The organism is Burkholderia sp. BCC0398 (assembly GCF_902833245.1).
In the GTDB taxonomy this organism is placed as follows: Bacteria; Pseudomonadota; Gammaproteobacteria; order Burkholderiales; family Burkholderiaceae; genus Burkholderia; species Burkholderia sola.
The window spans coordinates 363,604-375,916 of sequence record NZ_CADFEM010000006.1 but is presented as its reverse complement, the minus strand read 5'-3'; the positions used below and the strand labels follow the sequence as shown (position 1 = coordinate 375,916).

Sequence of the window (12,313 nt, the reverse complement as noted above, 5' to 3'; positions counted from 1 at the left end):
ACGAGGAGGCGGAATGCGCGTGGGGTGGATCGCGTTCGCACTCGGCGTCGTCGTGCTGCAGCGGCAGGCGGCGTTGCCCGGGGCGATCGCATGGACGATCGGAGCAGCCGTGCTCGCGGGCTGCGCGGCGCTGGGCGCATGGTGCGCGCGTCGACGGCGCACGCGCGCGGTCCTGGTATGTGGATGGATGCTGTGCGCGGTCGCGACCTGCGTCGCGGGGTTCGGCTATGCGGCCGCGCGCGCCGAATGGCGGCTGCGCGACAGCCTGCCTGTCGAATGGGAAGGGCGCGACATCGTCGTCACGGGCGTGATCCGTGGGTTGCCCGTTGTTGACGAAACGGGCGCGCGGCTGCTGTTGGCGGTCGAGTCGAACGATGCGGGGCTCACCCGTTTCCCGCCATTGATCCGGCTGTCGTGGCGCGCGTATGGCGCATCCGCGACACGCGAAGCGCTGCCCGATTTGCGTGCGGCCCAGCGCTGGCGTTTCGTCGTGCGTCTCAAGCGTCCGCACGCCGAGGCCAATCCCGGCGTGCGCGACAGCGAGGCGGCGTGGCTGGCCGCCGGCATTCGTGCGATCGGCTATGTCAGTGCGCCGCGTCGGGCGGTATTGCTCGATGCGCGCGCATCGGGATGGCGCGCATCGATCGACCGGGTGCGCGACACGCTGCGCGCACGCATCGGCGCGGTGCTCGGTGCCGATGCGGCGCACCGCGGCATCGTCGCGGCGCTGGCGATCGGCGACCAGTCGGGCATTGGCGACGACGACTGGCGCGTCCTGCGCAACACGGGCACGAGCCACCTGGTCGCGATTTCCGGTCTCCATGTCGGGCTGGTCGGCGCGATTGCCGGCTGGCTCGTGTCGATGGTGTGGCGCCGCGTGCGCTGGCGCACGCGGGCCGCGACGCTCGTGTTGCCGGCGCCGTACGCGGCCGCGCTTGCCGCGCTGGTTGCTGCCGCGGGCTACGCCGCGCTCGCCGGCTTCAACGTGCCGGCACAGCGCGCGTGGTGGATGATCGCGGGCGGCGGCGTCGCGTATCTGGCCGGCCGCAGCGTGCCGACGTCCGCGGTGCTGTGCGCGGCGCTCGGCGGCGTGCTGCTCGCCGATCCGTGGGCCGTACTGTCGGCCGGATTCTGGCTGTCGTTCGGCGCGGTCGCCGTGATCCTGCTGGCCGTCGCCGGCTGGCGCGCGGTGCGCGAGCTCGACGATGTGGATGAAGCGGGCGCGGAAAGCCGCACGGCCGGCTTGCGGAGGAGGTTGCGCGGGTGGGCGACGCGCTGCCGGCGCCGCATCGCCGAGGCGACGCGCGTGCAGTACGCGGTGACGATCGGTCTCGCGCCGCTCACCGCCGCCTGGTTCGCGCAGGTCTCCCTGTCGGGTCCGTTCGGCAATGCGTTCGCGATTCCGTGGGTCAGCTCGGTCGTGACGCCGGTCGTGCTGGCCGGCATCGCGTTGCCGTCGCCGCTCGATGCGGCGGCCTTTCGGCTTGCGCATGCGGCGCTCGCGCCGATGATGACGCTGCTCGGTCATCTGGCGGACTGGCCGGCCGGCGTGTTCTGGCTGCGCATGCCCGACTGGCCGGTGCTGGCACTCGCCTGCGTGGGTGTCGCGTGGGCGCTGATGCCGCGCGGCTGGCCGTTGCGCTGGGCGGCGCCGCTGACGTGGCTGCCGCTCGTCGCGCCGGCGCCCGATGCGCCGCCGCCGGGCGGCTTTCGGCTGACCGTGCTCGACGTCGGGCAAGGCGCGGCGGTGCTGGTCGAAACCGCGCGCCGGACGTTGCTGTTCGATGCGGGGCCGGGCGCGGAGTCGTCCCACGCCGGTACGCGGATCGTCGCGCCGGCGTTGCGCGCGCGCGGCATCGCGACGATCGACTCGCTCGTGCTCAGTCATGCGGATGCCGATCATGCGGGCGGCGCGCCGGCCGTCTATGCGGCCGCCGACGTGCGCCAGCTGCTGGCCGGTATTGCGCCGCGCCACCGGCTGTGGCGCGATGCGCAGGCGGCCGGCGTGGCTGATCGGCTGCCATGCGCGGCGGGGCAGCGGTGGACCTGGGACGGTGTCGTCTTCACGATGCTGTGGCCACCCGGCGGGGTGGGCACGGGTTCGTCGAACGGACAATCGTGCGTGCTGCGCATCGATGCGGGCGGCACGTCGGCACTGCTGACGGGCGACATCGAGGCCGCCGCCGAGCGCCGGCTGGTGGTCGATGCGCGCGACGCGCTGGCCGCGCAGATCCTGGTCGTTCCGCACCACGGCAGCCGTACGTCGTCGATCGAGCCTTTCCTCGATTCGGTCGGGCCGCGCGTCGCGGCTTTTCCTGTAGGCTATCGCAATCGCTTCGGGCATCCGCACCGGACGGTCCTCGCCCGCTACGAGGCGCGCGGGATTCCGCTGCCGCGCACCGATCGCGACGGCGCCGTGCGGTTCGACGTCGCGCCGGCCGGCGGGTTCGCATGTGCGCGCTATCGCGACGAACAGCGCCGGTACTGGATGGACCGGTGAGCGCGGCGAAGGCTGGTGTATCGGACGGAAAATCCGGGGCCGGCGTACCGTGCCGAAGCACGGTTCCGACATACATAAATATGAAGGATGGGGCTGGCGTAAGCGCTGAAGCGTTAACTCCCGCCGACCGCGAAGCATGGGACGAGAGTAAGCGCTAAAGCGCTAACTCTCGTCGACAAAGGAGACATCGTCGTTTGAAGGACATCCTCCACTTCTCGCATGCGAATGGCTTTCCGGCGTCGACGTACCGGACGATCTTCGCCGAACTGGCCGACGACTACGAGCTGCGCTACATCGAACGGATCGGCCACGATCGCCGCTACCCGGTGACGCGCGACTGGCCGCATCTCGTCGAACAACTGCTCGACGATATCGGCAGCCGCTACGAGCGCCCGGTCTGGCTCGTCGGCCATTCGCTCGGCGGCTACCTGTCGCTGATGGCCGCGTTGAAGAAGCCGCAGTGGGTGCGCGGCGTCGTGATGATCGATTCGCCGATCATCGCCGGCTGGCGCGCCGGCGCGCTGCGCGCGAGCCAGTGGGCGGGGCTCGACGAGCGGCTGTCGCCGGCCGCGGCGACGCGCAACCGGCGCACGCGCTGGATGAGCCGCGACGAAGTGTGGCGGCACTTCCGCGAGAAGCCCGCGTTCGCGCGCTGGGACGAGCGGATGCTCGCCGACTATATCGACCACGGCATCCCGCAGGCCGGTGCCGACGGCGAGCGCGCGCTGGCGTTCGACCGGCAGGTCGAATACCTGATCTACCGGACGCTGCCGCACACGCTCGGCCCGCGGCTCGCGCACGGCGCGCCGGTGCCGCTCGGCTTCCTCGCCGGCACGCGCTCGCGCGAGGTGCGGCAGGTCGGGCTCGATGCGACGCGCCGCGCGACGCGCGGGCGCATCGAATGGCTCGAGGGGAGCCACCTGTTCCCGATGGAACGGCCGATCGAGACTGCTCGCGCATTGCAGCGGATGCTGAATTCGCTGAAGACGGAGTAGGGCGGCGTTTCGCAGGCCGGCGCGCCGCTCGCGAAGCGTGCCTGACGTTTCGCCGGGCGGCCGGAATGCCCGCCGGCGCATGCGCGGCGCGCCGACCGGCCGGCCGGTTCGCGCCGGCGCGCGCGATCGGCGCGGGTCCGCGCGGGCCGGCACGAAAGGGCGCGATCATCACGCCAATTGCTGAGAGAAGGGCGGGCTTTACGGTATAATCCGTTTTTCCCGCGAGCATCCAGCGATGACCAAATATGTTTTCGTCACCGGCGGCGTAGTTTCTTCCCTCGGCAAGGGTATTGCCGCCGCCTCTCTCGCCGCGATCCTCGAATCGCGCGGTCTGAAAGTCACCCTCCTCAAACTCGATCCCTACATCAACGTCGACCCCGGCACGATGAGCCCGTTCCAGCACGGCGAAGTGTTCGTGACGGAAGACGGAGCGGAGACCGACCTCGACCTCGGCCACTATGAGCGCTTCATCAGCACGAAGATGCGCAAGGCCAACAACTTCACGACCGGCCAGATCTACGAATCGGTGATCCGCAAGGAACGCCGCGGCGACTATCTCGGCAAGACCGTGCAGGTCATTCCGCACATCACGAACGAAATCCAGGCGTTCATCGAGCGCGGGGCGGCATCGGCCACCTGCGGCGAGCCGGACGTCGCGATCGTCGAGATCGGCGGCACGGTCGGCGACATCGAGTCGCTGCCGTTCCTCGAGGCCGCACGCCAGATGAGCCTGCGCCTCGGTCGCAACAGCGCGTGCTTCGTGCACCTGACGCTCGTACCGTACGTCGCGACGGCCGGCGAGCTGAAGACGAAGCCGACCCAGCACAGCGTGCAGAAGCTGCGCGAGATCGGCATCCTGCCGCACGTGCTGCTGTGCCGTGCGGATCGCCGCATCCCCGACGACGAATCGAAGAAGATCTCGATGTTCTCGAACGTGCCGGAAGACGCGGTGATCTCGGTGTGGGACGCCGACAGCATCTACAAGATTCCGCAGATGCTGCACGACCAGGGCCTCGACCGGATCATCTGCGAGGAACTGAAGCTGTCGCCGAAGGACGCCGACCTGAGCATGTGGTCGGCGCTCGTCGAGAAGCTGGAGCATCCGAAGCACGAAGTGACGATCGGCATGGTCGGCAAGTATGTCGATCTGACCGAGTCGTACAAGTCGCTGATCGAAGCGCTGCGTCACGCGTCGATCCACACGTCGACCAAGGTCAACATCGAGTACATCGACTCGGAAGAGCTCGAGGCGAACGGTGTCGACAGCCTGAAGCATCTCGACGCCGTGCTGGTGCCGGGCGGTTTCGGCCGTCGCGGCACGGAAGGCAAGATCGCCGCGGTTCGCTATGCGCGCGAGTCGAAGGTGCCGTATCTCGGCATCTGCCTCGGCATGCAGCTCGCGGTGATCGAATTCGCGCGCGACGTCGTCGGCCTGAAGCAGGCGAACAGCACGGAATTCGATCCGGACACGCCGGAGCGCGTGGTCGCGCTGATCACCGAATGGTACGACCGCGAAGGCAAGGTCGAGACGCGCACCGAGGAATCCGACCTCGGCGGCACGATGCGCCTGGGTTCGCAGCGCTGCCCGATCAAGCCGGGCACGATGGCGGAAGAAATCTACGGCAAGGACGTGAACGAGCGCCATCGCCACCGTTATGAAGTCAATAACCGCTTCGTGCCCCAGCTCGAAGCCGGCGGCCTTATCATCAGCGCCCGTACCCCGAGCGAGGATCTGCCGGAAATGATGGAACTGCCGCGTTCGATGCACCCGTGGTTCGTCGGCGTCCAGTTCCACCCGGAATTCACGTCCACGCCGCGTGACGGTCATCCGCTGTTCAAGTCGTTCGTCGAAGCCGCGCTCGCCAACAAGCAAGCGCGCGGAGTGCAAGCATGAAGCTGTGCGATTTCGAGGTCGGTCTCGACCAGCCTTTCTTCCTGATCGCGGGTACCTGCGTCGTCGAATCGGAGCAAATGACGATCGACACGGCCGGTCGCCTGAAGGAGATCTGCGAGAAGCTGAACGTCCCGTTCATCTACAAGTCGTCCTACGACAAGGCGAACCGCAGTTCGGGCAAGTCGTTTCGCGGCCTCGGAATGGACGAGGGCCTGCGGATCCTCGGCGAGGTGAAGCGTCAGCTCGGCCTGCCGGTGCTGACCGACGTGCATTCGATCGACGAGATCGAGCAGGTCGCGTCGGTCGTCGACGTGCTGCAGACGCCGGCGTTCCTGTGCCGTCAGACCGATTTCATCCATGCGTGCGCGCGCTCGGGCAAGCCCGTCAACATCAAGAAGGGCCAGTTCCTCGCGCCGCACGACATGACGAACGTGATCGACAAGGCGCGCGACGCGGCGCGTGAAGCCGGTCTGTCGGAAGACCGCTTCATGGCGTGCGAGCGCGGCGTCTCGTTCGGCTACAACAATCTCGTGTCGGACATGCGTTCGCTCGCGATCATGCGCGAGACGAACGCGCCGGTCGTGTTCGATGCGACCCACTCGGTGCAGTTGCCGGGCGGGCAGGGCACGAGCTCGGGCGGCCAGCGCGAATTCGTGCCGGTGCTCGCCCGTGCGGCGGTCGCGACGGGCGTCGCGGGCCTCTTCATGGAAACGCATCCGAATCCGGCCGAGGCGAAGTCGGACGGCCCGAACGCGGTGCCGCTGAACCGCATGGGCGCGTTGCTGGAGACCCTCGTCACGCTCGACCAGGCGGTGAAGCGCAATCCGCTCCTGGAAAACGATTTCAATTAAAGATCGAATGAACCTTGCGACGGCTTCGCGCGTCTGTAGCGAAAGCGGTTCCGGCGCGCACGCCGTTGCAGTTTGAAGAATCCATCGTCATTCTCAGAGGAAACCCATGAGTGCAATCGTAGATATCATCGGCCGCGAGATTCTGGATTCGCGCGGCAACCCCACCGTCGAATGCGACGTGCTGCTCGAATCGGGCACGATGGGCCGCGCGGCGGTGCCGTCGGGCGCGTCCACCGGCTCGCGTGAAGCGATCGAACTGCGCGACGGCGAAGCCGGCCGCTACAACGGCAAGGGCGTGCTGAAGGCGGTCGAGCACATCAACACCGAAATCTCCGAAGCCATCATGGGCCTCGACGCGTCGGAACAGGCGTTCCTCGACAAGACGCTGCTCGAGCTGGACGGCACCGACAACAAGTCGCGCCTCGGCGCGAACGCGATGCTGGCCGTGTCGATGGCCGTCGCGAAGGCCGCCGCCGAAGAGGCCGGCCTGCCGCTGTACCGCTATTTCGGCGGCTCGGGTGCGATGCAACTGCCGGTGCCGATGATGAACATCGTCAACGGCGGCGCGCACGCGAACAACAGCCTGGACATCCAGGAATTCATGATCGTCCCGGTCAGCCAGCCGACGTTCCGTGAAGCGCTGCGTTGCGGCGCGGAAGTGTTCCACGCGCTGAAGAAAATCCTGAGCGACCGCGGCATGAGCACGGCGGTCGGCGACGAAGGCGGCTTCGCACCGAACTTCGGCAGCAACGACGAGTGCCTGTCGACGATCCTGCAGGCGATCGAGAAGGCCGGCTACCGTGCGGGCGAAGACGTGCTGCTCGCGCTCGACTGCGCGGCATCCGAGTTCTACCACGACGGCAAGTACCAGCTCGCGGGCGAAGGCCTGCAACTGTCGTCGGCCGAATTCACCGACTACCTCGCGACGCTCGCCGACAAGTTCCCGATCGTGTCGATCGAGGACGGCATGCACGAAAGCGACTGGGACGGCTGGAAGCTGCTGACCGATCGCCTCGGCAAGAAGGTGCAACTGGTCGGCGACGACCTGTTCGTCACGAACACGCGCATCCTGAAGGAAGGCATCGAGAAGGGCATCGCGAACTCGATCCTCATCAAGATCAACCAGATTGGTACGCTGACCGAAACGTTCGCGGCGATCGAAATGGCGAAGCGCGCGGGTTACACGGCCGTGATCTCGCACCGCTCGGGCGAAACGGAAGATTCGACGATCGCGGACATCGCGGTCGGCCTGAACGCCGGTCAGATCAAGACGGGTTCGCTGTCGCGCAGCGATCGCATCTCGAAGTACAACCAGCTGCTGCGTATCGAGGAAGATCTCGGCGACATCGCGAGCTACCCGGGCAAATCGGCTTTCTATAACCTGCGCTAACGCGCTACTATCGGGTTCGTCATCTCGACGCCGCTCTGTGCCTGTGCGCGGAGCGGCGCTTCTTATATCTGCGTCTCTTACATGCGGCTTGTCACTGTCGTCCTGATTGCCTTGCTGGCGCTCATTCAGTACCCCCTATGGTGGGGACACGGCGGCTGGCTGCGGGTGCACGAATTGCGTCAGCAACTCGACGACCAGCTGCAGAAGAACGCGGACGAGAAGCTGCGCAACGAGCGCACCGCCGGCGAAGTGCAGGATCTGCAGAGCGGCACCGCGGCGATCGAGGAGCGTGCGCGCTACGAGATGGGCATGGTGAAGGATGGCGAAGTATTCGTGCAGTTCGTGTCGCCGAATGCACCTGCAGGACCGGTGAACACCACGCCGTCGAATACGTCGACGCGCGGCGCCGTGTCCGCGGCGCCGGTGCGGGTCGTGCCGAATCCGCAGTCGATCGCGAAGCCGTCGCGGCATCACGGCGGCGACAAGGCCAAGCCGGCGCATCACTGAGCGCGGTACGTCGAATCCATTGAAAAAGCGCGGGAAATGCCGCGCTTTTTTATTTCCTGCCGGTCGTCAATCGATCGGGCGACGCCCGTTCACCACCACCAGCCGGGGTAGCCGTAACCGACGCCCGTGCCCCAGCGATTGCCCCATCCGCCGTAGTAGCCGCCGTAGACCGTCACCGGCGGCGGCGAGTAATAGGCCCACGCGCGCGCGGCCGCTTCGGCCGCCATCGCGCTATTCTGCTCGCGCAACACCTGCCGGTCGATCTCGTCGTAGCGCTTGCGTTCGGCGCTCGACAGCACGGGCGGCTGGCCGCCTGACGCACCCGGTTCCGGCAGGCGGCTCAGGATCGTGGCAGTCGGCGGCGGCATCGCGCAGCCGGCAAGCGCGAGCGTGCCGGCGGCCATGCTCGTCAGGACGACGATGCGGACGGTGCAAAAGGGGCGGCGATTCATGTGTTTCTCCTGCGGCGCGCCGACCGTGGAAAGCGGCTGGCGCCGAAGGCCGTGCCTCCGGCGCTCGAACCGCGCGTGCGGCGCTCGTGCGTCATTATGCGCCCGCGCCGTGCCGCTGGTGGGCACGGGCATGCGGCTCACGCGCGACTCAGTGACGCTGGTCGGTCGCGGGTGCGATGCCGGTTTCGACACCGGGCGCCGCGAACAGTTGCGCGACGTCGACCGGATCGAATTCGTAGCGCTGGTTGCAGAACTCGCAGTGGATCTCGACGTGGCCACGCTCGACGATCACGCTGTCGACTTCCTCACGACCGAGCATGCGCAGCATCGCACCGACCTTCTCGCGCGAACACGAACACTGGAAGCGCGTGCCTGCCGGTTCGAAGTGCTGCACGTTTTCCTGCCAGAACAGCCGGCGGAACACCACTTCCGGTTCGACCTCGAGCAGCTCCTTCGCGGACAGCGTGGCGCCGAGCGTGCACACGCGCTCCCACGTGTCGATATCGGTTTCGGCGTTGCGCGGCACGATGCCGCCGTCGCCCGGCAGCTTCTGCAGCAGCATCCCGACCGCGCGGTCGCGATCGGCCGCGAGCCACAACCGGGTGTCGAGCTGCTCCGAATGATGCATGTAGTGCTCGAGCACCTGCGACACCGATTCGAGCGGGCCGTCGACGCCGTTCAGCGGCACGATGCCCTGGTACGGCTGCTGGCCCGGCAGCTTGTCGGCCGGGTCGAGCGTGATCACGCAGCGGCCGTGGCCGCTCGCGTTGACGAGCGACGCGAAGCGCGTGTCGTCGCCGATCGTCTGCGCGGCGTCGCCGGCGAACTTCGCGGTGGCCCGCATCGACAGGTCGGACCCGCACTGGACGACCAGCATCTGGACCGGCCCGTCGCCGAAGATCTGCATGATCAGGGTGCCGTGAAATTTCAGGTTCGCGGACAGCAGCGCGCACGCGGCCATCATCTCGCCGAGCACCGTGCGCACGGGGGCGGGGTAGTCGCGGCGGGCGAGTACTTCCTGCCACGTGTTGCGCAGCGAAACGATCTCGCCGCGCACGGGCGCCGCATTGAACATGAATTTCTGTAACTGGTCGCTCACTCTTCTTCCTTGAAATCCGTGCGGATCACCCGATCCGCACGAGTTGCTCCTTGAAATGCGCGCGTCGCTCGACATACGTCTTCGCGTTCGCGCGCAGCCGCGCGACGTCTTCGGCCGACAGCTCGCGCACGACTTTCGCCGGTGCGCCGAGAATCAGCGAGTTGTCCGGGAACGTCTTGCCTTCCGTCACGACCGCGCCGGCACCGACCAGACAGTTGCGGCCGATGATCGCTCCATTCAAGACCACCGCCTGAATTCCGATCAGCGAACCTTCGCCGATCGTGCAGCCGTGCAGCATCGCCTGGTGCCCGATCGTCACGTTGTCGGCGATCGTCAGCGGAAAGCCCGGGTCGGTATGCAGGACCGCGCCTTCCTGGACGTTGCTGCCGGCGCCGACCGTAATCGTCTCGTTGTCGCCGCGAATCGTCGCGCCAAACCACACGCTCGCGTTTTCCTCGAGCACGACCTTGCCGATGATGGCTGCCGTATCGGCGACGAATACGCTTTCGTGGATCGTCGGGGCCGTATCGCCCAGCTTGTAGATCGTCACGGGGTCTCCTTGTCTCTTCGATGATGGGCGCCGGTAGAATGGCGCGTCCGGTTTGCTCGGCGCCTGGCGCCGCGGAACAAACGCATATTGTAAACCGTCGCGTGCCTGTGCTCCCGCATGCGTACGCAAGGTGTCCCCGTTTATGAGCATCGTGTCTTCTTCTTTCGGCCCGGCGCCCGCCTGTGTGCGCAGCGTGGCGCTCGACGCGCTGCGTATTGCCGAGCCGGCGGCCAAGGCCGCGCAGGTGCGCGTGCTGCACGATGCGCTGCGGGCCGGGCAGGCCGCGATCGCGCCGGCGCTTGAACTGCGCGAACCGGCCGGTCTGCCCGGGCGCCCGGCACGGCCGCCGCTCGTCGAGCCGCGCGAACTGCAGCGGCGCAGCATGCGGTCGCCGGAAGGGCGTGCCGTGCTGTTGCACGCGCTTGCCCATATCGAATTCAATGCGATCAACCTGGCGCTTGACGCGGTCTGGCGCTTCGCGGGCCTGCCGGACGCGTTCTACGCGGACTGGCTGAAGGTCGCGGCCGAGGAGGCCTATCACTTCACGCTGCTGTCCGACCGGCTCGCCGACGGATTCGGGCATGCGTACGGCGACTTTCCCGCGCACAACGGGCTGTGGGAGATGTGCGAGCGGACCAGGGACGACGTGCTCGCGCGCATGGCGCTCGTGCCGCGGACGCTCGAGGCCCGCGGGCTCGACGCGTCGCCGCCGATCCGCGCGCGGCTCGTGCAGGCGGGCGACGATGCGTCGGCCGCGATCCTCGACGTGATCCTGCGCGACGAAATCGGCCATGTCGCGATCGGCAACCGCTGGTTCCGTCATCTGTGCGACGCGGCCGGGCGCGATCCCGTGCAGACCTATCGGCAGCTCGCCGAGCAGTACCACGCACCGCGACTGCGCGGCCCGTTCAATTTCGATGCGCGGCGCGATGCCGGCTTCGACCAGGCCGAACTCGACGAACTGGCCGCGCAGGACGCGGCGGACGGACGCCCCGCGCATTAGCCGGATCGCGTTCGGCCGCGTCCGGACGGCCGCCGGCCGGCTCGCGCACCGGATCGATGCCATCTGCCGGCCGGCGCCGGAACGACCTCGCCGCTAGAGCGGTACCTCGATCGCGGGCCGCCGGAGCCGGGGCGCCGCTATAATCGAACGACCATTCTTTTTTTTGAGCGGCTGCAATGACTGCCTCGAGTTCTGTTTCCGATTTCGTCACGGTGCGCGGCGTCCAGCTGCATGTGCGGCGCTGGGGCCGGCCCGATGCGCCGACGCTGTTCATGCTGCACGGCTGGATGGACGTCGCGGCGTCGTTCCAGTTCGTCGTCGATGCGCTCGCGGGCGACTGGCGGGTGATCGCGCCCGATGCGCGCGGCTTCGGGCTGTCCGACTGGCCGGTCGCGCGGCAGGGCGGCGGCCACTATTGGTTCCACGAATACCTGGCTGATCTCGATGCGCTCGTCGACCGCTATGCGCCGACCGGCGAGGTGAATCTGGTCGGACACAGCATGGGCGCGAACGTCGTGTGCCTGTATGCCGGCGCGCGGCCGGAGCGCGTGCGGCGGGTGGTCGATCTCGAAGGGTTCGGGCTCGCGCCGGCCCGCGCCGAACAGGCGCCGCGCCGGCTGCGCGGCTGGCTCGACGAGTTGCGCCAGCCGCCCGCGCTGCGGCCGTACGCATCCCTCGACGACGTGGCGGCGCGCCTGATCAAGACCAATCCGCGGCTCGACCCGCGCCGCGCCGCGTTTCTCGCCGCGCACTGGTCGAAACGCGGCGACGACGGCCTCTACCACCTGCTGGCCGACCCGGCGCACAAGATGCCCGGCCCGCTGCTGTACCGGCTCGACGAAGTGATGGCGACCTGGAAACAGGTGCGCGCGAAGGTGCTGCACGTCGAGGCCGTCAATTCGCCGACGCTCGCTTACATCGCCGGCGACATCCCGCTGCCCGAATTCAAGGCGCGTTTCAACGCATTCCCGGACTGGCGCGAGAAGCTCATCGAGGATGCCGGGCACATGGTGCACCACGACCAGCCCGAGCAGATCGCGGCGCTGATCGAGGCGTTCTGCGCATAGGCGCG

At 67.8% G+C, this 12,313-nt stretch carries 11 protein-coding genes; 8 read left to right on the top strand and 3 right to left on the bottom strand.

The window, feature by feature from the left end:
• The first annotated feature begins 13 nt into the window (after window positions 1–13).
• From HWX76_RS16165 to ftsB, 6 genes are all read left to right on the top strand, one after another.
• Window positions 14–2,500, top strand: a complete 2,487-nt coding sequence (locus HWX76_RS16165; RefSeq protein ID WP_176016032.1) for a DNA internalization-related competence protein ComEC/Rec2 — start codon at window positions 14–16, stop codon at window positions 2,498–2,500.
• A gap of 194 nt (window positions 2,501–2,694) precedes the next feature.
• Window positions 2,695–3,495, top strand: a complete 801-nt coding sequence (locus tag HWX76_RS16160) for an alpha/beta hydrolase (RefSeq protein WP_176016031.1) — start codon at window positions 2,695–2,697, stop codon at window positions 3,493–3,495.
• Window positions 3,496–3,730: 235 nt separating this feature from the next.
• Window positions 3,731–5,389 (top strand): CTP synthase, encoded by a 1,659-nt coding sequence (locus HWX76_RS16155; RefSeq protein ID WP_050012994.1) that lies wholly within the window; start codon window positions 3,731–3,733, stop codon window positions 5,387–5,389.
• Window positions 5,386–6,240, top strand: a complete 855-nt coding sequence (gene kdsA, locus HWX76_RS16150) for a 3-deoxy-8-phosphooctulonate synthase (protein WP_176016030.1) — start codon at window positions 5,386–5,388, stop codon at window positions 6,238–6,240. The genes HWX76_RS16155 and kdsA overlap by 4 nt, the downstream gene beginning before the upstream one ends.
• A gap of 106 nt (window positions 6,241–6,346) precedes the next feature.
• Window positions 6,347–7,630 carry a phosphopyruvate hydratase gene (gene eno / locus HWX76_RS16145; protein ID WP_006478406.1) on the top strand — a complete coding sequence of 428 codons (1,284 nt, stop codon included), beginning with the start codon at window positions 6,347–6,349 and terminating at the stop codon, window positions 7,628–7,630.
• Window positions 7,631–7,711: 81 nt separating this feature from the next.
• Complete coding sequence (gene ftsB / locus HWX76_RS16140) at window positions 7,712–8,137, top strand: cell division protein FtsB (protein WP_176016029.1); 426 nt, start codon at window positions 7,712–7,714, stop codon at window positions 8,135–8,137.
• An 89-nt stretch (window positions 8,138–8,226) separates the two neighbouring features.
• Here the strand turns inward: ftsB and HWX76_RS16135 are convergent, their stop codons facing one another.
• The 3 genes from HWX76_RS16135 to HWX76_RS16125 form a co-directional block, all read right to left on the bottom strand.
• Window positions 8,227–8,589 carry a hypothetical protein gene (locus HWX76_RS16135; RefSeq protein WP_176016028.1) on the bottom strand — a complete coding sequence of 121 codons (363 nt, stop codon included), beginning with the start codon at window positions 8,587–8,589 and terminating at the stop codon, window positions 8,227–8,229.
• 148 nt (window positions 8,590–8,737) lie between these two features.
• Complete coding sequence (gene hslO / locus HWX76_RS16130) at window positions 8,738–9,688, bottom strand: Hsp33 family molecular chaperone HslO (RefSeq protein WP_050012991.1); 951 nt, start codon at window positions 9,686–9,688, stop codon at window positions 8,738–8,740.
• Between the two features lie 25 nt (window positions 9,689–9,713).
• On the bottom strand, window positions 9,714–10,238 hold the full coding sequence (locus HWX76_RS16125; protein WP_089488588.1) for a gamma carbonic anhydrase family protein: 525 nt from the start codon (window positions 10,236–10,238) through the stop codon (window positions 9,714–9,716).
• 142 nt (window positions 10,239–10,380) lie between these two features.
• Between HWX76_RS16125 and HWX76_RS16120 the strand changes: the two genes are divergently transcribed.
• The gene (locus tag HWX76_RS16120) at window positions 10,381–11,241 is read left to right on the top strand and encodes a ferritin-like domain-containing protein (RefSeq protein ID WP_176016027.1); all 861 of its coding nucleotides are present in this window, start codon (window positions 10,381–10,383) and stop codon (window positions 11,239–11,241) included.
• A gap of 176 nt (window positions 11,242–11,417) precedes the next feature.
• Window positions 11,418–12,308, top strand: coding sequence for an alpha/beta hydrolase (locus tag HWX76_RS16115; protein ID WP_050012988.1), 891 nt, complete (start codon window positions 11,418–11,420; stop codon window positions 12,306–12,308).
• Window positions 12,309–12,313: the final 5 nt, after the last annotated feature.

Coding starts and splice junctions, on each gene's coding strand:
- HWX76_RS16165 (WP_176016032.1), top strand. CDS start 14: ATGCGCGTGGGGTGGATCGCGTTCGCACTCGGCGTCGTCGTGCTGCAG.
- HWX76_RS16155 (WP_050012994.1), top strand. CDS start 3,731: ATGACCAAATATGTTTTCGTCACCGGCGGCGTAGTTTCTTCCCTCGGC.
- kdsA (WP_176016030.1), top strand. CDS start 5,386: ATGAAGCTGTGCGATTTCGAGGTCGGTCTCGACCAGCCTTTCTTCCTG.
- eno (WP_006478406.1), top strand. CDS start 6,347: ATGAGTGCAATCGTAGATATCATCGGCCGCGAGATTCTGGATTCGCGC.
- ftsB (WP_176016029.1), top strand. CDS start 7,712: ATGCGGCTTGTCACTGTCGTCCTGATTGCCTTGCTGGCGCTCATTCAG.
- HWX76_RS16135 (WP_176016028.1), bottom strand. CDS start 8,589: ATGAATCGCCGCCCCTTTTGCACCGTCCGCATCGTCGTCCTGACGAGC.
- HWX76_RS16120 (WP_176016027.1), top strand. CDS start 10,381: ATGAGCATCGTGTCTTCTTCTTTCGGCCCGGCGCCCGCCTGTGTGCGC.
- HWX76_RS16115 (WP_050012988.1), top strand. CDS start 11,418: ATGACTGCCTCGAGTTCTGTTTCCGATTTCGTCACGGTGCGCGGCGTC.